At 66.0% G+C, this 19,241-nt stretch carries 15 protein-coding genes and 1 tRNA gene; 13 read left to right on the top strand and 3 right to left on the bottom strand.

Translation table 11 applies throughout. The features are described from left to right. Nucleotides 1–2: 2 nt before the first annotated feature. The 6 genes from LK542_RS19875 (at nucleotide 3) to LK542_RS19850 (ending at nucleotide 8,487) form a co-directional block, all read left to right on the top strand. Nucleotides 3–704, top strand: a complete 702-nt coding sequence (locus tag LK542_RS19875) for a type 4a pilus biogenesis protein PilO (RefSeq protein WP_227802683.1) — start codon at nucleotides 3–5, stop codon at nucleotides 702–704. Then, nucleotides 701–1,237, top strand: coding sequence for a pilus assembly protein PilP (locus LK542_RS19870; protein WP_227802684.1), 537 nt, complete (start codon nucleotides 701–703; stop codon nucleotides 1,235–1,237). The genes LK542_RS19875 and LK542_RS19870 overlap by 4 nt, the downstream gene beginning before the upstream one ends. Then, nucleotides 1,234–3,432 (top strand): type IV pilus secretin PilQ, encoded by a 2,199-nt coding sequence (locus LK542_RS19865; protein WP_373889569.1) that lies wholly within the window; start codon nucleotides 1,234–1,236, stop codon nucleotides 3,430–3,432. Before LK542_RS19870 ends, LK542_RS19865 begins: the two co-directional genes overlap by 4 nt. A 52-nt stretch (nucleotides 3,433–3,484) precedes the next feature. Continuing rightward, a complete protein-coding gene (locus LK542_RS19860; RefSeq protein ID WP_227813288.1) occupies nucleotides 3,485–5,584 on the top strand; it encodes an Ig-like domain-containing protein in 2,100 nt (699 codons plus the stop codon). Between the two features lie 120 nt (nucleotides 5,585–5,704). Continuing rightward, the gene (aroKB, locus tag LK542_RS19855) at nucleotides 5,705–7,348 is read left to right on the top strand and encodes a bifunctional shikimate kinase/3-dehydroquinate synthase AroKB (protein WP_229521338.1); all 1,644 of its coding nucleotides are present in this window, start codon (nucleotides 5,705–5,707) and stop codon (nucleotides 7,346–7,348) included. 2 nt (nucleotides 7,349–7,350) lie between these two features. Further along, nucleotides 7,351–8,487 (top strand): deoxyguanosinetriphosphate triphosphohydrolase, encoded by a 1,137-nt coding sequence (locus LK542_RS19850; RefSeq protein WP_227813287.1) that lies wholly within the window; start codon nucleotides 7,351–7,353, stop codon nucleotides 8,485–8,487. A gap of 174 nt (nucleotides 8,488–8,661) precedes the next feature. Here the strand turns inward: LK542_RS19850 and mutY are convergent, their stop codons facing one another. From mutY to mutM, 3 genes are read right to left on the bottom strand one after another with little or no spacing between them, the layout of a single operon-like run. Further along, nucleotides 8,662–9,765, bottom strand: coding sequence for an A/G-specific adenine glycosylase (mutY, locus tag LK542_RS19845; RefSeq protein ID WP_227813285.1), 1,104 nt, complete (start codon nucleotides 9,763–9,765; stop codon nucleotides 8,662–8,664). Then, complete coding sequence (locus LK542_RS19840; protein ID WP_227813284.1) at nucleotides 9,762–11,681, bottom strand: dynamin family protein; 1,920 nt, start codon at nucleotides 11,679–11,681, stop codon at nucleotides 9,762–9,764. Before LK542_RS19840 ends, mutY begins: the two co-directional genes overlap by 4 nt. 35 nt (nucleotides 11,682–11,716) lie before the next feature. Further along, a complete protein-coding gene (mutM, locus tag LK542_RS19835; protein WP_227813283.1) occupies nucleotides 11,717–12,550 on the bottom strand; it encodes a bifunctional DNA-formamidopyrimidine glycosylase/DNA-(apurinic or apyrimidinic site) lyase in 834 nt (277 codons plus the stop codon). Nucleotides 12,551–12,826: 276 nt separating this feature from the next. On the opposite strand from mutM, the gene LK542_RS19830 reads away from it, so the two are divergent. From LK542_RS19830 to pth, 7 genes are all read left to right on the top strand, one after another. Next, nucleotides 12,827–14,662, top strand: a complete 1,836-nt coding sequence (locus LK542_RS19830; protein ID WP_227813282.1) for a tetratricopeptide repeat protein — start codon at nucleotides 12,827–12,829, stop codon at nucleotides 14,660–14,662. 35 nt (nucleotides 14,663–14,697) lie between these two features. Beyond that, entirely contained in the window at nucleotides 14,698–15,291 is a 594-nt protein-coding gene (locus LK542_RS19825) for an outer membrane lipoprotein LolB (RefSeq protein WP_227813281.1), read from the top strand. 8 nt (nucleotides 15,292–15,299) lie between these two features. After that, the gene (gene ispE / locus LK542_RS19820) at nucleotides 15,300–16,199 is read left to right on the top strand and encodes a 4-(cytidine 5'-diphospho)-2-C-methyl-D-erythritol kinase (protein WP_227813280.1); all 900 of its coding nucleotides are present in this window, start codon (nucleotides 15,300–15,302) and stop codon (nucleotides 16,197–16,199) included. A gap of 67 nt (nucleotides 16,200–16,266) precedes the next feature. Further along, nucleotides 16,267–16,343, top strand: a tRNA-Gln gene (locus LK542_RS19815). 141 nt (nucleotides 16,344–16,484) lie between these two features. Beyond that, a complete protein-coding gene (locus LK542_RS19810; protein WP_027867206.1) occupies nucleotides 16,485–17,435 on the top strand; it encodes a ribose-phosphate pyrophosphokinase in 951 nt (316 codons plus the stop codon). 274 nt (nucleotides 17,436–17,709) lie between these two features. Further along, nucleotides 17,710–18,297: a 50S ribosomal protein L25/general stress protein Ctc gene (locus tag LK542_RS19805; protein ID WP_227802693.1), complete on the top strand. Its 588-nt coding sequence runs from the start codon at nucleotides 17,710–17,712 to the stop codon at nucleotides 18,295–18,297. 314 nt (nucleotides 18,298–18,611) lie between these two features. Beyond that, complete coding sequence (gene pth, locus LK542_RS19800; RefSeq protein ID WP_227802694.1) at nucleotides 18,612–19,196, top strand: aminoacyl-tRNA hydrolase; 585 nt, start codon at nucleotides 18,612–18,614, stop codon at nucleotides 19,194–19,196. Nucleotides 19,197–19,241 lie beyond the last annotated feature (45 nt).

Here is a 19,241-nt window from a genome sequence, read left to right as displayed (position 1 = left end):
TCATGAATATCGACCTCAAAGACCTCGGCACCCAGCTCGCGGCCCAGTTCCAGGACCTGCAGGGCCGCCAGCCCGGCCAGTGGCCGCTGGCGCCGCGCCTGCTGTGCGCGGCCGGCGTGGCGGCGGCCGTCATCGGCCTCGGCTACTTCTTCTACTGGGACGGCCAGTTCGACAAGCAGAAGAAGGGCGCCAGCCAAGAAGCGACCCTGCGCAAGGAATACAAAGACAAGATGGCACAGGCGATCAACCTGGAAGCCCTGCAGAAGCAGAAGGTGCAGGTGGACCAGTACGTGCTGCGCCTGGAAAAGCAGCTGCCGAGCAAATCCGAGATGGCGGACCTGCTGTCCGACATCAACCAGTCCGGCGTCGGCCGCGGCCTGCAGTTCGAGCTGTTCAAGCCGGGCCAGGAAGTGGTCCGCGACTACTACGCCGAACTGCCGATCGACATCAAGGTAAGCGGCAAGTACAACGACGTCGGCGCCTTTGCCGCCGACATGGCCAACCTGCCGCGCATCGTCACGCTCAACAACATGGTCTTGACGTCCAAGGACGGGGCGCTGCAGCTGGAAGCGGTGGCCAAGACCTTCCGCTACCTCGACCCCGACGAGATCAGCGCGCAGAAGAAGGCGCGCGACGACAAGAAGGGCAAGGGCAAGAAGAAGGGCAAGGGCAAGGACAAGGAAGACAAAGGAGCGGCGAAATGAAGCGGCTGTTGTGCACCTTCGGCGCGGTAGCGCTGCTGGCGGGCTGCGGCGACGGCGACGTCCAGGAAGTGCGCGACTGGATGAAGCAAGTCCAGCGCGAGACCGTGCCCAAAGTGAAGCCGCTGCCGGAGCCGAAGGAATTCGTCCCCTACGCCTACAATCCGGGCGGCGCGATCGAACCGTTCAGCGACGCCAAGCTGCTGGGCGAGATGGCGCGCGTGGCCGCGGCCAATCCGAACCCGCTGGCGCCGGACGCCAACCGTCCGCGCGAAGTGCTCGAGAACTACCCGCTCGACACCATGCGCATGGTGGGCACGCTGCAGAAGGGCGGCATCAGCTATGCGCTGCTGCAGATCGATGCGTCGATCTACCAGGTCAAGGCGGGCCAGCGTATCGGACAGAATCACGGGTTGGTCACGCGCATCAGCGAAGGCGCGATCGACATCAGGGAAGTAGTGCAGGACGCCACCGGCGACTGGGTCGAACGCAAGGCGACGATCGAGCTGGCGGAAAGCAAGGAGACCGGGAAATGACCCCAGGCATGAACAATCGCAGCACCATTCGACTCATCGTGCCGGCCTGGCTGGCGCGCTGTGGCGCGACCCTCTTGATGACGCTCGCCGCCGGCGCGGCAGCGGCACAGGCTCAGTTGCCAGTGAATGCCATCGAATCGATCACCGCCAACCAGCAGGGCGCCAACGTCGTGCTGAACATCGCCATGCGCGAGGCGCCGAGCAAGCCGCCGATCGGCTTCTCGATCACCAGCCCGGCGCGCATCGCGCTCGACTTCGGCGCCACCGGCAATGCTACCGGCAAGGCCTCCCAGGACATCAACCTCGGCGACGTGCGCAGCCTGAACCTGGTCCAGGCCGGCGAGCGCACCCGCCTGGTGCTGAACCTGGCGCGCGCGCTGAATTACGCCACCGCCATCGACGGCAAGTCGGTGATCGTCACCGTCGAAGGCTCGGGCGGCGTGGCGCAAGCCGTGAACGCCGCCGGCCTGCCCGCGGCGAGCAGCCCGGCGCCGGCAGCGCGCCAGGTCCTGCGTGACCTCGACTTCCGCCGCGGCAGCAACGGCGAAGGCCGCGTCGTGGTCGACCTGCCGAACGGCCAGGTCGGCGTCGACGTGCGCCAGGCCGGCAACCAGGTGATCGTCGACTTCCTGCGCACCGGCCTGCCCGAGACGCTGCGACGCCGCCTCGACGTGACCGATTTCGGCACCCCGGTCACGCGCGTGACCACCACCTCGCAGGGCGAGAACGTGCGCATGGTGATCGATGCGCAGGGCGCCTGGGAACAGTCGGTGTACCAGAGCGACACCCAGCTGATCGTCGACGTGCGTCCGGTCAAGGAAGACCCGAACCGCGTGGGCGGCGCCGCCACCGGCTACCGCGGCGAAAAGCTCTCGTTCAACTTCCAGAACGTGGAAGTGCGCGCCGCGCTGCAGGCGATCGCCGACATCTCGGGCCTGAACATCATCGCCAGCGACTCCGTCACCGGCAACCTGACCCTGCGCCTGCGCGACGTGCCCTGGGACCAGGCGCTGGACGTGGTCCTGCAGGCCAAGGGCCTGGACATGCGCAAGAACGGCAACGTGCTGTGGATCGCGCCCAAGGAAGAACTGCTGACCAAGGAAAAGCTCGAGCTCGAGCAGCGCGCCCAAATCGCCGACCTGGAGCCGCTGCGCTCCGAGATCTTCCAGCTGAACTACCAGAAGGTCGAGGCCTTCCGCACCGTGTTCGGCCTCGACGCGAGCGGCGCATCGACCGCGGCCGACAGCAAGAACCGCGTGCTGTCCAAGCGCGGCAGCGCCATCATCGACCCGCGCACCAACCAGCTGTTCGTGACCGACATCGCGTCCAAGATCGAAGACATCCGCAAGCTGATCCAGAAGACCGACGTCGCCTCCAAGCAGGTGCTGATCGAAGCGCGCCTGGTGGAAGCGAACGACGGCTTCTCGCGCAACCTCGGCGCCAAGCTCGGATTCAACGACATGCGCGCCCTGCGCGGCGGCGACCAGGGCTACAGCATCGGCGGCAACAACCGGGTCGCCATCGGCGGCAACCTGACCGGCATCGGCCAGGACACCCTGCAGACGCCGGACAAGGGCGACGCCTATACCAACACCACCCTGGTGAACCTGCCGGCGGCGGGGATCGCCGGCATCAATCCGGCCAACATCGCCTTCTCGCTGTTCTCGTCGGCCGATAACCGCTTCCTGAACCTGGAGCTGTCGGCCCTGGAAGCCGACGGCAAGGGCAAGATCATTTCCAACCCGCGCGTGGTCACCGAGGACCGCCAGGTTGCCGTGATCGAGCAGGGCGTCGAGCTGCCGTTCCAGGTCGCCACCAGCAGCGGCGCGACCTCGATCACGTTCAAGAAGGCCAACCTGCGCCTGGAAGTGACGCCGCAGATCACCCCGGACGGCAACGTCGTGCTCGACGTCGACGTCAACAAGGATTCGAAGGGCGAAGAAACCCGCGCCGGCCCGGCGATCAACACGCAGCACGTGAAGACCAAGGTGATGGTCGAGAACGGCGGCACGGTGGTGCTGGGCGGTATCTACCAGCAGACCGAACGCAACAACGAAAACAAGGTGCCGCTGCTGGGCGACGTGCCGGTGCTCGGCTACCTGTTCAAGTCGACCGGCCGCGAAAGCACCAAGACCGAACTGCTGGTGTTCATTACGCCGAAGATCGTGGCGGACACCACCGCCACCGGCCGCTGAGCGCGCATAGAAAAACCATCGCAACGACACAACAAAAGGAAGAACAGAAGTCATGCACCACACTCCAGAACAGGGCGCCCTGGCGTCGATCGGCCGCTGGACCGCAATCGCGGTCGCGGCTGCCATTCTCAGCGCCTGCGGCGGCGGTGGCGGCAACCCGGGCAGCACCGGCTCGGGCGCCGGTACCGGCGGCACCGGCGGCACTGGCGGCACCCCGGTCGCGGCCGACCCGAAGATCAACATCGCCGTGACCGACGCCAGCGGCGCCAACCTCACCCTGCTGTCGGGCGCCCAGAGCGCCACCGTGAAGGCGTCGGTGCTGACCGCAGCCGGCAAGCCGGCGCCGGGCGTCATCGTGCAGTTCAGCACCAGCGCTGCCAGCCTGCTGAGCTTCACGCCGGAGACCGCGTCGGCCCTGACCGACGCCAACGGCGTCGCCACCGTCAGCGTGCGTCCGGCCAGCGTGACCTCGGCCGGCGCCCTGTCGGTCACCGCCACCTCGGTGGTGGAAGGCAAGACCGCGACCGCCAGCACCAACTTCACGGTCGGCGCCGCGCCGCTGACTGTCGGCGCCCTGAGCTTCTCGCCTGCCCCGCCGAGCCGCCTGCCGGCCTTCAGCACCGCGTCGCTGGTGGTCCCGGTCACCACCGGCGGCCAGCCGGCCAGCGCCGCGCCGGGCGTGACGCTGACTTCGCTGTGCGTGGCCGACGGCACCGCCACGCTGGTGCCGGGCAGCTTCGCCAACGGCGCATTGAGCGCCACCTACACCAATAACGGCTGCCTGCGCGGCCGCGACGTCATCACCGCCACGATCGGCTCGTCGGTCCAGACCATCGGCCTGGACGTCGACCCGGCCAACATCGGCACCATCCAGTTCGTGGGCAGCAGCGTGACCGGCAGCTCGATCGTGCTGAAGGGGTCGGGCGGCCAGGGCCGCGTGGAAGCGGCCCAGATCAGCTTCCGGGTGGTCGACCAGCAGGGCAACAGCCTGCCGGGCGTGAACGTCGATTTCAGCGCCACCACCAACACCGGCGGCCTGACGGTCTCGCCGACCCGCGCCACCACCGACGCCGCTGGCAATGTCTCGACCACGGTGTCCTCGGGCACCATCCCGACCCCGGTGCGCGTGACCGCCGAGGCGACCCGCAACGGCGTCCGGATCAGCGGCCTGTCCGACACCCTGACCATCTCGACCGGCCTGCCGATCCAGAAGTCGATGTCGATGAGCGCTGCCAAGTTCAATATCGAAGGCCTGGAATATGACAGCGAGACCACCAGCATCACGGTGCTGATGGCCGACCAGTACGGCAACCCGGTGTCGGACAACACCGCCATCAACTTCGTGACCGAAGGCGGCGCCATTGGTTCGTCGGCCCAGGGCGGCTGCGTGACCAAGGACGGCGGCTGCTCGGTGAACCTGCGCAGCCAGGCCTTCCGCCCGCTGGACGGCCGCGTGACCGTGCTGGCCTATGTCCAGGGCATCGAGAACTTCGTCGACGTCAACGGCGACGGCCAGTACAGCTGCAGCGGCTACACCGGCACCACTGCGTACCGTCCGCTGGTGGACAACTGCCCGAGCGGCGGCGAGCCCTTCCCGGTGGCCAGCACCGGCCAGCTGGGCGACATGGGCGACCCGTTCCTGGATGTCGACTTCAACGGCGTCTATGACGGCACCAAGGGCGACCTGCCGTTCCCGTACAACAGCTCCAGCTACAAGAAGGATGGCGACGGCAAGTGGGGCCTGAACTACATCCGCCGCAGCTTCGAGGTCGTGTTCAGCGGCTCGCACCCGCGCCTGATCCGCCAGTTCTGGACCGGCACCGCATGGCGCGACTGGACTTCCGACGACGGCGATCCGCTGGTCCTGAAAGGCATCAACGGCACCGCCTGCACCGATGTCGACCTGCGCTTCCGCCTCACCGACGTCAACAACAACCCGATGCCCGCCGAAACGGCCGTCGCAACCGACGACGTCACCAATGTGACGGTGGGCACCGTGGCGCCGTCGAAGGTTCCGTCGACCAACGCCCTGGGCGGCACCTACCACTCGGTCAACGTCAAGCCGAACGCTTCCTGCTCGGCCGGCAGCCTGGGCGTCAGCATCAGCACCCCGCGCGGCATCGTCACCACCTATTCCTTCAAGTACAACTGAGGAAACAAGGTCCGGTTTGACGCAAAAAGAGGCGGCCAGTCTATACTGGCCGTCTTTTTTATTTCTGCGGACCTGGCAGTGCCTCATCCCAAGAACAACAACATCTTCCTGGTCGGCCTGATGGGAGCCGGGAAGACCACCATCGGACGCCAGCTGGCGCGCAAGCTGGGCTTGCGCTTCGTCGACTCCGACCACGAGATCGAAGGGCGCACCGGCGCCTCGATCCCCTGGATCTTCGAGATCGAGGGCGAGGCGAGCTTCCGCCGGCGCGAAGCGGAGATGATCCGCGAGCTGAGCGCCCAGGAGGGCCTGGTGCTGGCCACCGGCGGCGGCGCCGTCCTGAATCCCGCCAGCCGCGCGCTGCTGGCCGAGCGCGGCACCGTGATCTACCTGCGCGCCACCATCGGCAGCATCCTGCAGCGCACCTCGCACGACAAGAACCGCCCGCTGCTGCAGACCGCCGACCCGCGCGCCAAGCTGGAAGAGCTGCTGGCCCAGCGCGACCCGCTGTACCGCGAGATTGCCAACCTGGTCATCGATACCGGCCGACCTAACGTACAATCGATGGTACAGACCATTTTGGACCAGCTCGCCGCGCTGGAGGCCGCGCACGTGGCCGCCGGCGCGCGCCGGGCGACAAGCGACACGATGAACGCAATGAGCGCACCCGCACCCACCATCCTGAACGTCGAACTGGGCGAACGCAGCTATCCGATCACGATCGGCCCCCGGCTGCTGCACGACAGCGCGCTGCTCGCGCGCCACATCGACGGCGGCAAGGCCGCCATCGTCACCAACACCACCGTGGCGCCGCTCTACCTGGCGCAGGTCGCAGGCAGCTTGCGCGCGCAAGGCCGCGAGGTGGTCGAGATCGTGCTGCCGGACGGCGAAGAGCACAAGACCTGGGAGTCGCTGAACCTGGTGTTCGACGCCCTGTTGCAGCACAAGTGCGACCGCAAGACCACCATCGTGGCGCTGGGCGGCGGCGTGATCGGCGACCTGGCCGGCTTCGCCGCCTCCAGCTACATGCGCGGCGTGCCCTTCGTGCAGGTGCCGACCACGCTGCTGTCGCAGGTCGATTCCTCGGTGGGCGGCAAGACCGGCATCAACCACCCGCTGGGCAAGAACATGATCGGCGCCTTCTACCAGCCGCGCGCCGTGATCGCCGACACGGCGACGCTGGACACCCTGCCGCCGCGCGAACTGGCGGCTGGCCTGGCCGAGGTGATCAAGCACGGCGCCATCCTGGACGCCGCCTATTTCGAGTGGATCGAGGCGAACATCGCCAGGCTCGTGGCGCGCGAGCCGGACGCGATGGCCTACGCGATCGCGCGTTCCTGCGAGATCAAGGCGGAAGTCGTGCGCAAGGACGAACGCGAGGGCGGCCTGCGCGCCGTGCTCAATTTCGGCCATACCTTCGGCCACGCGATCGAGGCCGGCCTGGGCTTCGGCACCTGGCTGCACGGCGAAGCCGTCGGCTGCGGCATGGTAATGGCGGCCGACCTGTCGGTGCGCCTCGGCCTGGTCGACGCCGCCACCGTGAAGCGCGTGCGCGCCCTGGTGCAGGCAGCCGGCCTGCCGACCGTGGCGCCGGATCTCGGCGTCGAGCGCTGGATCGAGCTGATGGCGGTCGACAAGAAGAACGAGGGCGGGGAGATCAAGTTCATCCTGCTCAAACCGCTGGGCAGCCCGGCGATCACGACGGTGCCGCTTGATACCCTGAAGGCGACGCTAAGCGCCTGCGTGGCCCCAACGGAGGAGTGAAGATGCTGGACTTCGACGCACGCCTTGCCCCCTATGCAGCCCATTCGTCGAAGTCGCGCGGCCGTGTCCACATCGAGCCGCCGGCAGGGTCGCGCAGCGAGTTCCAGCGCGACCGCGACCGCATCATCCATTCGACGGCCTTCCGCCGCCTGGAGTACAAGACCCAGGTATTCCTGAACCACGAGGGCGACCTGTTCCGCACCCGGCTCACGCACAGCATCGAAGTGGCCCAGATCGGCCGCACCCTGGCGCGCAGCCTGGCCCTGAACGAAGACCTGGTGGAAGCCACCGCGCTGGCCCATGACCTCGGCCACACGCCCTTCGGCCACGTGGGCCAGGACGTGCTCAACGAGTGCATGAAGGACTACGGCGGCTTCGAGCACAACCTGCAGAGCCTGCGCGTGGTGGACGAGCTGGAAGAGCACTATGGCGCCTTCGATGGCCTGAACCTGACGTTCGAGACGCGCGAGGGCATCCTCAAGCACTGCTCGCTGACCAATGCGCGCCAGCTCGGCGAACTGGGACGCCGCTTCATGGAGCGCAGCCAGCCCAGCCTGGAAGCCCAGCTGACCAATCTCGCCGACGAGATCGCGTACAACAACCACGACATCGACGACGGCCTGCGCTCGGGCCTGCTCACCATGGCGCAGATGGAAGAGGTGACGCTGTTCGCGCGCCATCGCCACACGGTGGAAACCCAGTATCCGGGCCTGGCCGGACGACGCGCGCTGTACGAGACGATCCGCCTGATGATCACGGCGATGACGGCCGACCTGGTCGAGACCTCGGCCGCGCTATTGAGGGAAGCGGCGCCGAAAGATATCGATGATGTGCGCGCGGGGCCGCCCCTGATCCGCTTCTCGCAGCAGATGCGCACCGAGACCACGGAGCTCAAGCGCTTCCTGTACGCCAACCTGTACCGCCACTTCCAGGTCAACCGCATGCGCGTCAAGGCCAGTCGCATCGTGCGTGAGCTGTTCGAGGCGTTCCTGACGGACCCGGTGCTGCTGCCGAACGATTACCAGGTGGAGGGCGATCCGCTGTGGCAGGCCAGGAAGATTGCGGATTACATTGCGGGGATGACGGATCGGTATGCGATTCGGGAGCATCGGCGGATTTTTTCGCTGGATCACTTCTGACGTCAACGTTAGCCGCCAACGCGTCGTTCCGGCGCAGGCCGGAACCCAAGTTCGTCGCGTCACGTTTGCCGGTGTACGCAAGCGTTAGCCATACGCAAACAATATGGATCCCGGCCTGCGCCGGGATGACGGTTCTTAAGTTTGTGGAAAAAACAGGGCAGCGCTCTGATCGCCTTAACCAAACAAGCCCGGCGTCCCCAGCTCCTGCAGCAGCTTCTTCACCGGCGCCGGCAGCGGCGCCTCCCCGATCGCATGCAGATCCCACCACATATGCCGCCCGGTCGCGCTACCGCGCGCGCCCAAGGTGACTTGCCACGGCGTGATGTGCAGCTTGTAGTGCGTGAACACATGCACCAGCGGCCGCAGCGCCTGCACCTCGTCCACCGTCCCGAACTGCGCGGCAGCAGCAACTACCTCGGACAACGGCACGGCATCCACATCCACCCCCAGATGCCCATCCACCTCCGGCAGCGACAGCAGCCCACCCCAGATCCCGGTACCCGGCCGCTGCTCGAGCAGCACCTGGCCGCGGTCGATCACCACCAGCAGCGCGGCGCGCTTTTCCGGCGTGGCCTTCTTGGGCTTGCGCACCGGGAGTTCGGCCGTGCGGCCGGTGGCGTAGGCGACGCAGCGTTCGCGCAGCGGGCAGCGCTGGCAGTCGGGGCGGCTGCGGGTGCACAGGGTGGCGCCCAGGTCCATCAGGCCCTGCGTATACGATTCGATGCCTTGCTCCGGCAGCAGCGCATCGGCGCGGCGCCAAAGCGCATCTTCGACCCGCTTCTCGCCCGGATACTGGTCGATGCCGAACACGCGCGCGAACACGCGCTTGACGTTCCCGTCCAGGATCGCGGCGCGCACGCCGCTGGAGAAGGCGGCAATCGCCGCCGCGGTCGAGCGGCCTATACCGGGCAGCTCGGCCAGCAGCGCCGGATCGCTCGGGAACACGCCACCGTAGTCCTGCACCACGCGCTTGGCGCAGGCATGCAGGTTGCGCGCGCGGGTGTAGTAACCGAGACCGCTCCAGTGCGCCATCACATCTTCGCTCGGCGCTTCGGCCAGCGCATGCACGGTGGGGAAGCGCTCCAGGAAGCGCGCGTAGTAGCCGAGCACCGCGGCGACCTGGGTCTGCTGCAGCATGATCTCGGACAGCCAGATGCGGTAGGCATCCGTCGTGTTTTGCCAGGGCAGGGTATGGCGGCCGTGGCTGCGTTGCCAGTCGATCACCGCCTGGGAAAAGGTCGGGTCGGCCAGCTGGTCGAATTCGGTGAGGCGTTTCATGCTGCTGATGTTAACTCCGGTACGTCCAGTGTTGCGGCGACCTCCGCCGCCATGGCGGCCAGCCGCGTGCGCGTCTCGTCCTGCGCCTGCTGGGTGCTCTCGAAAGCCGCGATCTTCTGTTCCAGGCCGTCGGTGGCTTCGAAGATGCGTCCGATCGAGGCCTGGCGCTGGCGCAGGCCGTCGCGGTGCTGGCGGATCGCCGCTTCCAGCGGCGCCATGATCACCTTCAACCAGGCTTCAGCATCCGTGTTCGCGGCGCGGAAGCTGTGGCGCACGCGCGAGGCGATCGAATCGAAGAAGCGCTCGAGCAGGGTGGCGCGGCTGGTCATGAGTAAGGTGGCGGTGCCGAACTGCTTCACGAACAGCGCCTCGACCTCGTCGAGCTCGCGCCGGTAGCGCTCGAGCGACAGCGGCATCGGACTGGCCAGGCTCAGGCCGTGCTCGGCGGAGAACTTGCGGATCATGCTGTCCATCATGGCGCCGATTTCGGCGACCTTGGCGGACGATGCATCGAGATTCGCGCGCATCGCCTCGAAATAGCTGCGCACCGGCGCGCGTATGCCGGTCGCGAAAAGCGAGGCCTGCATCGCCGCGCGCACGGCATCGGTCTGCTCCTGCACTGCGTCCATGCCCAGCGTCGAATACAGCTCGGTGGACAGGCGCGTGTAGACGGCGCGCGTGCCCTGCAGCTTGAACAGGCTGGCGTCGAATTCCTTTTTCTCGGCCTCGACCCGGCGCATCATGTGGGCGATCACGCCCTGGTTCTTGCCGCGCAGGCTCTTGAGCTCCTGCAGCTGCTCGACCAGCTCGCGCATGCGCGCTTGCGCCTGCGCCTGCTGTCCGGCCGCGAGCAGGCGCAGGTCCTCGCGCAGCTGGCCGGCGATGATGGCGCGCCGCGCCGGGATCAGGTCGTGGAACAGCGCCGTTTCCAGTTGTCCCAGGCGGCTCTTCTCGAACAGGGCCATGTCGCCGTTAATCTTGCCGACCAGGGCCTTCTGTGCGGACACCGGATACACGCGCCCCGGCTCCAGGCCAAGGAGCTGGGCCACGTGCTGCTGCTGGCGCGCGATCTCGGCATCGTTTTCCTGCGGCGAGCGCAGCTCGTCCCACATGGCGTCGATCTTGTTCAGCACCGCCAGGCGTCCCGGCCCAGCGCCGATGTGGGTGCGCCAGACGTCGATGTCGCTCCTGGTGACGCCCGTTTCGGCGGCCAGCACGAACAGCACCGCGTGGGCGTTCGGGATCAGGTTCAGGGTCAGTTCGGGCTCGGTGCCGATCGCGTTCAGGCCGGGGGTGTCGAGGATCACCAAGCCTTGTTTCAGCAGCGGGTGCGGCAGGTTGATGATGGCGTGGCGCCAGCGCGGGATCTCGACGCTGCCGTCAGGTCCCAGGCTGCTCGCCGTGTCCGGGTCTTCCGGGTCCCACAGTCCGTACTGCTGCGCCTCGCTGGATGGCACGCGGCGCGTCTGGCTCACCTGGCGGAAGGCTTCGCTCATGCGCTCGGGCGCGTCCAGGTCGAGCGGCAGCACGGTCCAGGCGGCAGCAATCTCGCGGAAGTCGCTGGTGGACAGATGCTGGATACGGGTTTCGATCGGCAGCAGGCGGATGCAGGGCGGCAGGGTAGGGTCGTACAGCAGCTCGGTCGGGCACATGGTGGTGCGGCCGGCGCTCGAGGGCAGGATGCGCTGGCCGTAGTCGGCGAAGAAGATCGCGTTGATCAGCTCGCTTTTGCCGCGCGAGAACTCGGCGACAAAAGCGACCGACAGGCGGTCATCGCGCAGCCGGGCCAGCGCCCGCGCGAGCTGCTGCTCGCCGGCGCCATCGATCTGGCCGGCCTCGCGCAGCGCGGCGCCGTAGGCTTCCAGCGTCTCGGCGACGGCGGCGCGCCAGGCGCCATACTGTTGAAAATCCTGCATCGTTTACACCCGTGTTCAGCCCGCTTGCGCCATGTTTAGCGCTGGCACTGCACGCAGTAGAAAGTCGAGCGCTGGCCCTGCTTGATCTGGCGGACCGGCGCCCCACAGTTGCGGCAAGGCACTCCAGCACGATCATAGACGAAATATGTCTGTTGGAAATACCCAGATTGCCCGTTTACTGCAATAAAGTCGCGCAGGGTACTGCCGCCCTGGACGATGGCGGCGGCCAGGATCTCCTTGATCGCCTCGGCCAGCCGGTCGTAACGGGCGCGGCTGATGCGCGCGGCCGGGGTCTTCGGGTTGATGCCGGCGCGGAAAAGGCTTTCGCAGGCGTAGATGTTGCCGACGCCGACCACGATGTCGCCCGCCAGCAGCACCTGCTTGATCGGCGCGCTGCGCTTGCGGGTTTCGCGCCACAGCAGTTCGCCGGAAAAGCCCTCGCCCAGCGGTTCCACGCCGAGGCCGCGCAGCAGCATGTGCTGTTCCAGTTCACCTTCATCCTTGCCATGCCAGAGCACGGCGCCGAAGCGGCGCGGATCGTGCAGGCGCAAGACCTGCTTTCCCTCGGGCCCGTTCACGACCAGGTCGAAGTGGTCGTGCTTGCGCGCCTCGATCCCCGGCGGCAGCACACGCAGGTGGCCGGACATGCCGAGGTGGACGATCAGGGTGCCGTGCTCGAATTCGATCAGCAGGTATTTTCCCCGCCGATTGGTACCGAGGATGCGGTGGCCGGCCAGCAGCTCCGACAGGGCAGGCGGGAAGGGCCAGCGCAGGCCTTCGCGACGCAGCACCACCTGTTCGACGACGCGGCCTTCGATATGGGGCGCGACACCGCGCCGGGTGACTTCTACTTCTGGCAATTCAGGCATGGGAAGGGAATCGTGTAAATTCTCAGGGGAGCACTGATTTATTCTGGCGCGCAGGAATCGGTCACGAAAAATGTGTCCGGCAAGGCGCAAACCGCAGCGATACCAGTGGTATCGCGAGGATTTGCAACGCAGCAGGGCGCATTTTCTCGTGCCGAGGCCGCCGCCATGAATAAATCAGTGCTTCCCTTATGCAGCAATTAAGGAAATCGCGCTGCTACGCACGCGGGCGCATGCTTGAGCGTAGAATCAGACAACATCTCAGAACCCGGACTTGCCTTGAAAAACGCTTTCGTCATTGTAACCCTCTCCAGCATCCTGGCGGCGTGCGCGGTCGCGCCCAAACAGCAAGCTGAGCAGCAGGCGTCGACTCCCGCTTCCTCGGATACGCAGGCCGCCGTCGAGGGCGGCAAGGCGCCGGATGGCGATGAGGTCGCCGCCAGCGAGGAAGACGAGGAGGCCAAAGCAAAAGCCGAGGCGGAAGCGCGGCTGCCCAAGGTCGAGATGACCAGCACGATGCTGAACCAGTTACTTAAGGCCGAGTTCGCATTCCGCAAGGGCGACTGGCAGGGGCCCTACCTGACCATGCTGTCGCTGGCCCAGCAGACGCGCGACCCGCGCCTGGCGCGCCGCGCGGCCGAGATGGCGGTGGCGGCGCGCCAGGCCGACGATACCCTGGCCGCCGTGCGCCTGTGGCGCCAGCTCGACCCGACCTCGGACGAGGCGACCCAGTACTTCGTCGGCATGGTGGTCACTTCCGACAACATCGCGGACGTGGAGCCGGTTTTTGTGGAGCGTCTGCAGAAATCGCCGCCCGACAAGCGTGGCGTGCTCCTGTTCCAGATCCAGCAGCTGCTCGGCCGCGCCAAGGACAAGGAAGCGGCCAGCGCCATGCTCGAGCGCGTGATCGCGCCCTACGACGGCAGCTTCGAGGCCCATATCGTGCGCGCCCAGGCGGCGCTGGCGCGCGGCGACCGCGAAGCGGCCCAGCGCGCGGCACATGCCGCCCTGGTTGCCAAGCCGGACTCGGAAATCGCGGTGCTGATGATGGCGCAGGTGCTGGAAGATGACGGCAAGGCCGGCCCGATGCTGGAAGCCTTCCTGAAAACCCACCCGGATGCGCGCGAAGTGCGCGCCGCCCACGCGCGCGTGCTGGTCAACCAGAAGCAGTACGCGCAGGCGCGCGCCCAGTTCGAGACCCTGCTCAAGGGGCGTCCGGACGATGCCGGCAACCTGTACGCGCTTGGCGTGCTGGCCACCCAGATGAACGACGCGCAGGGCGCGGAAGGCTATTTCACCCGTTTTGTCGAGGTGCTGGGACGCAATCCGGAAGACGAGCGCGACCCGACCCGGGCGCTCCTGATCCTGGCCCAGATCGCCGAAGAGCGGCGTGATTATCCGGCCGCGCTGGGTTGGCTGGAGAAGATTCCCGCCGGGACCGAACCGCAGCTGCTGTTCAGCGCCCAGCTGCGCCGCGCCCAGTTGCTGGCGCGCCAGGGCGACCTGGCGGGTGGCCGCAAGCTGCTGGCCAGCCTGAAGCCCGCCGAGCCGGCGCAGCAGGCCCAGGTGGCAGTGGCCGAATCGCAGCTGCTGCGCGACGCCGGCCGCGCGCTGGAAGCGTATTCGCTGATGGAAGCCGCGGCCAGGCGTTTCCCGAAGAATCCCGACCTGCTGTACGACTTCGCACTGCTGGCCGAAAAGATCGGCCGTGTCGACGTGATGGAAAAGGCGCTGCGCGACGTGATGGTGCTGGCGCCGGACAACCACCATGCCTACAACGCCCTCGGCTATTCGCTGGCCGAGCGCAACACCCGCCTGCAGGAAGCCTACACCCTGGTGGCCAAGGCCCTCGAGATGGCGCCAGGCGACCCCTTCATCATGGACAGCATGGGCTGGGTGCAGTACCGCCTGGGCAAGCTGGACGAGGCCGAGAAATACCTGCGCGATGCCTATGCGCTGCGGCGCGATCCGGAAATCGCCGTGCACCTGGGCGAAGTGCTGTTCCAGAAGGGCCAGCAGGCCGCTGCCCAGGCGCTGTGGCGTGAAGCAAGCGCCAAGGATCCGCAGAACGACACCCTGCGCAGCACGCTCGCGCGCCTGCGCCAGAGCTTGTGAAATAATTCGGCTTCCCTTATCTCTTCCTTTTGCCGATGCCGATTACCCGACGCCTGAGCCTGCTCGTCCTCGCCGCTACCCTGGCTGGCTGTGCCACCACCAGCAACAATGTCGCCACCGTGGGCGCTTACCGCGACACCATCGACCTGGACGGGCGCCTGTCGGTCAATTACCAGAAGAACGGCAATGGCGAATCGCTGACCGGCAGCTTCGACTGGACCCAGCGTCCCGGCAACGTGGACGTCACGCTCACCGGTCCGCTGGGCCAGACGGTGGCCACCATCAGCGTGACGCCGCAGTCGGCCACGCTGACCCAGGCCGGCCGCGCGCCCATCACCGAGGCAAATATCGACAGCCTGACCCAGCGCATCCTGGGCTGGCCGCTGCCGGTGTCCGGCCTGCGCGACTGGCTGCAAGGGTATGCGGTGGACGCGCAGGGGCAGCGCTTCAGCGCTTCGCCGGCGCGCAACGAGGTGAGCACCCAGGACGGCTGGCGCCTGCGTTTCGTCGAATGGCATGACGCGAATGCCGCCCAGCCGGTGCCGCGCGTAATCTACGCGACGCGCGCAGCAAGCGGCGACATCCAGGACCTGTCGATCCGCATCATCGTCAACCCGGCGCAGGCTTGAGGCCAGGGATGCGTTCGCTGCAAGATTGCCCGGCTCCGGCCAAGCTCAACCTGTTCCTGCACGTGACCGGCCGCCGCGCCGACGGCTACCACCTGCTGCAAAGCGTGTTCCAGCTGATCGACCACGGCGACACCCTGCACTTCGACCTGCGCGACGACGAGCGCATCGTGCGCACCACCAGCGTGCCCGGCGTGCCGGAAGAGCAGGACCTGATCGTACGCGCCCTACGCCTGCTGCAGGCGGAGTACGCGCGCCGTCACGGCCGCCTGCCGCCGGGGATCGATGTCGCAATCGAGAAGATCCTGCCGATGGGCGGCGGGCTGGGTGGCGGATCCTCGGATGCGGCTACCGCGTTGATGGCGGCGAACCAGCTGTGGCAGGCCGGCTTGACGCAGCAGGAGTTGATGGACCTGGGCTTGCCGCTGGGGGCCGACATTCCGTTCTTCCTGTTCGGCGAGACGGCCTTCGCCGAAGGGGTAGGGGAGGCGCTGCAGGCGGTACAAGGGCCAGACTGCTGGTACGTGGTGCTGGAACCGGGCGTTGCGGTACCGACCCCCGCCATCTTTTCCGCGCCCGATTTGACGAGGAATACAAAGCCCGTTACAATAGCGGACTTTTCCAGCAGCCTTGCTGTTTCAGGCAAGCAGATTGGCTTCGGGAAAAATGATTTGCAGGACGTGGCTGAACGCCTGTTCCCGCCGGTAGCAGAGGCGGTCGAATGGTTAAGCAGCTACGGCGATGCCAGGATGACTGGCTCGGGGGCATGTGTGTTTTGTGCCTTCTCCAGCGAGCGCGATGCGGACCAGGTTCTGGCACAGGTGCCCGAGAAATGGAAAGCGTGGAAAGCGCATTCGCTGGCGAGCCACCCGATGAAATCGCTCTTGCAGAATCAAGCAGTTATAGAATAAAATTTTGCCTGTCGCGACGTTAGACGTTAAAATACGTAGAATGTAACGGCAAGCAGTTCAGTCGTGTAGGGGAATCGCCAAGCTGGTTAAGGCACCGGATTTTGATTCCGGCATACCAAGGTTCGAATCCTTGTTCCCCTGCCAAAGTTTTCCCGGCTGTCGAGGCATGATCCTCCAGCGGGAAGAAAAGCGGTGCAGCGTTCGGCCTGCATCCACAAGCTAATCAGCCGGTTCATCCGGCTGATTGTTTTTCAAGTATCGACGCATTCTCTTGGGATTCCCTCCATGGCTTACGAAAACCTGATGGTTTTTACCGGCAACGCCAATCCGGCACTAGCAGAGGGGGTCGCTAAGAACCTCGGCATTCCACTCGGCAAAGCAGTCGTCTCGAAATTCTCGGACGGCGAAGTCATGGTCGAGATCAACGAGAACGTGCGCGGCAAGGACGTCTTCGTCCTGCAATCGACCTGCGCTCCGACCAATGACAACCTGATGGAAATCATCCTGATGGTGGACGCGCTCAAGCGCGCATCGGCCGGCCGCATCACTGCCGCCATCCCTTACTTCGGCTACGCCCGCCAGGACCGCCGCCCGCGCTCGGCGCGCGTCGCGATCTCGGCCAAGGTTGTCGCCAACATGCTGGAAGAAGCCGGCGTCGAGCGCGTCCTGATCATGGACCTGCACGCTGACCAGATCCAGGGCTTCTTCGACATCCCGGTCGACAACATCTACGCATCGCCGATCCTGCTGGGCGACCTGCAGAAGCGCAACTACGACGACCTGCTGGTCGTGTCGCCGGACGTCGGCGGCGTGGTGCGCGCCCGTGCGCTGGCCAAGCGCCTCGGCTGCGACCTGGCGATCATCGACAAGCGCCGCCCGAAGGCGAACGTGTCGGAAGTCATGAACATCATCGGTGAAGTCGAAGGCCGCAACTGCGTCATCATGGACGACATGGTCGACACCGCCGGCACCCTGACCAAGGCTGCCGAAGTGCTCAAGGAGCGCGGCGCCAAGAAAGTCGTGGCTTACTGCACCCACCCGGTGCTGTCGGGTCCGGCAATCGACCGTATCTCGAATTCCCCGCTCGACGAGCTGGTCGTCACTGACACCATCCCGCTGAGCGCAGCCGGCGCCGCCTGCGGCAAGATCCGCCAGCTGACCAGTGCTCCGCTGCTGGCCGAGACCTTCAAGCGTATCGTCAAGGGCGACTCGGTCATCTCGCTGTTCGCTGAATAAGCAACAAAACACCGTATTTACGGCGCGCCGTGGCTGACATAGCCGGCGCGCCGTTGTAACATCTTGGGTTTTGCGAATGCTGTCGCATTCGAGCATCAAATAACTTGGGTCCCGGCCTTCACCGGGATGACATTTCCGGCAGCGCCGGAAATATCAAATTCTTGAGCGCTGAAAGGCGCTTGTTCCGACTGCCCTGGTCGCGGGGCGGTCACCACTGGGTTACCGGGCTGGCATTTGTGCCGGCATTCGGACCCATTTATTTTTGGAGTTTCACATGAAAGTAGTCGCATTCAACCGCACTCAGCAGGGGACCGGAGCGAGCCGCCGCCTGCGCAACGCTGGCCAGACCCCGGGCATCATCTACGGTGGCGCCGACGCCCCGCAACTGATCGCTCTGGATGGCAACGCGCTGTTCCACGCGCTCAAGAAAGAAGCTTTCCACGGTTCGATCCTGGACCTCGAAATCGAAGGAAAGACCCAGCAAGTCCTGCTGCGCGACTTCCAGATGCACGCATACAAGCAACTGGTCCTGCACGCTGACTTCCAGCGCGTCGACGCATCGAAGCCGATCCACACCAAGGTCACCCTGCACTTCATCAACGCCGACATCTCGCCGGCCGTCAAGCTGAGCAGCGCTGTGATCTCGCACGTCGCCAACGAACTGGACGTGGCTTGCCTGCCGGGCAAACTGCCGGAGTTCATCGAAGTCGACCTGAGCAAGCTGGAAGCCGGCCAGTCGATCCACGTGAACGACCTGACCCTGCCGGAAGGCGTGACCGCGCTGACCCACGGCCAGAACCTGACCCTGGTGACCACCTCGATCCCGCGCGGCGCAGCTTCGGCTGAAGCAGCTGCTGAGTAAGATCTTCCTTGGCCAGCCGCTTCGGCGGCTTGCTGGAATCAAAACCCGCCGTGGCCTAGCCCGGCGGGTTTTTTGTTTTCGTAGGGTGGGCGGCTGCACCATACTGCTTGATCCGCCCGTACGCATGCGCCGCCCACGCGGTCAGTCGAAGGGTGAATCGACGCGCGGGCCGCATTACCGTGGTTTGAACGCGTGGGCGGCACGAGCGCTGCGGTCTGGCACCGCAAGAGGTATAGCCGCCCACCCTACGAACATCATTCCGCCATCGATTTCAGCGATAATCCTGCTTTTCCCAGAATCAAAGTAGACAGCGCATGTCCATCCGTCTGATCGTCGGCCTCGGCAACCCGGGCCCGGAGTACGAACAAACCCGCCACAATGCCGGCTTCTGGCTGGTCGACAACCTGGCCAACTCGCTACCGGGCTGCCGCCTGCAGCGCGAGTCGCGCTTCAATGCCATGGTGGCGAAGACCCGGATCGCGGGCAATGAAGTCTGGCTGCTGGAACCGCTGACCTACATGAACCGCTCCGGCCAGTCCGTCGGCGCGCTAGCGCGCTTCTACAAGATCAACCCGGACGAGGTGCTGGTCGTGCACGACGAGCTCGACATGCTGCCCGGCGTGGCCAAGCTGAAGAAGGGCGGCTCCTCGGGTGGACACAACGGCCTGAAGGACATCACCTCCGCGCTGGGCACCCAGGAATACTGGCGCCTGCGTCTCGGCATCGGCCATCCGCGCAGCCTGAACCTGCAGCAGGCCGTGGCCGACTTCGTGCTGCACCGCCCGCGCCGTGAAGAGCAGACCCTGATCGAGGAATCGATCGACAAGGCCCTGCGCATCATCCCGCTCGCCTGCGAGGGCAAGATGGATGTGGCGATGATGCAGCTGCATACCAGCTGAGCCAAAGCTATCGGGTCGCATCAAACTTGGGCACCGGCCTTCGCC

This window comes from Massilia sp. IC2-477 (assembly GCF_020707265.1).
Taxonomy (GTDB): Bacteria; Pseudomonadota; Gammaproteobacteria; order Burkholderiales; family Burkholderiaceae_D; genus Telluria.
Note: the sequence above shows the minus strand (reverse complement) of the source record. Positions and strands in the feature narration are given on the sequence as shown.

Coding starts and splice junctions, on each gene's coding strand:
- LK542_RS19875 (WP_227802683.1), top strand. CDS start 3: ATGAATATCGACCTCAAAGACCTCGGCACCCAGCTCGCGGCCCAGTTC.
- LK542_RS19870 (WP_227802684.1), top strand. CDS start 701: ATGAAGCGGCTGTTGTGCACCTTCGGCGCGGTAGCGCTGCTGGCGGGC.
- LK542_RS19865 (WP_373889569.1), top strand. CDS start 1,234: ATGACCCCAGGCATGAACAATCGCAGCACCATTCGACTCATCGTGCCG.
- LK542_RS19860 (WP_227813288.1), top strand. CDS start 3,485: ATGCACCACACTCCAGAACAGGGCGCCCTGGCGTCGATCGGCCGCTGG.
- aroKB (WP_229521338.1), top strand. CDS start 5,705: ATGGGAGCCGGGAAGACCACCATCGGACGCCAGCTGGCGCGCAAGCTG.
- LK542_RS19850 (WP_227813287.1), top strand. CDS start 7,351: ATGCTGGACTTCGACGCACGCCTTGCCCCCTATGCAGCCCATTCGTCG.
- mutY (WP_227813285.1), bottom strand. CDS start 9,765: ATGAAACGCCTCACCGAATTCGACCAGCTGGCCGACCCGACCTTTTCC.
- LK542_RS19840 (WP_227813284.1), bottom strand. CDS start 11,681: ATGCAGGATTTTCAACAGTATGGCGCCTGGCGCGCCGCCGTCGCCGAG.
- mutM (WP_227813283.1), bottom strand. CDS start 12,550: ATGCCTGAATTGCCAGAAGTAGAAGTCACCCGGCGCGGTGTCGCGCCC.
- LK542_RS19825 (WP_227813281.1), top strand. CDS start 14,698: ATGCCGATTACCCGACGCCTGAGCCTGCTCGTCCTCGCCGCTACCCTG.
- ispE (WP_227813280.1), top strand. CDS start 15,300: ATGCGTTCGCTGCAAGATTGCCCGGCTCCGGCCAAGCTCAACCTGTTC.
- LK542_RS19810 (WP_027867206.1), top strand. CDS start 16,485: ATGGCTTACGAAAACCTGATGGTTTTTACCGGCAACGCCAATCCGGCA.
- LK542_RS19805 (WP_227802693.1), top strand. CDS start 17,710: ATGAAAGTAGTCGCATTCAACCGCACTCAGCAGGGGACCGGAGCGAGC.
- pth (WP_227802694.1), top strand. CDS start 18,612: ATGTCCATCCGTCTGATCGTCGGCCTCGGCAACCCGGGCCCGGAGTAC.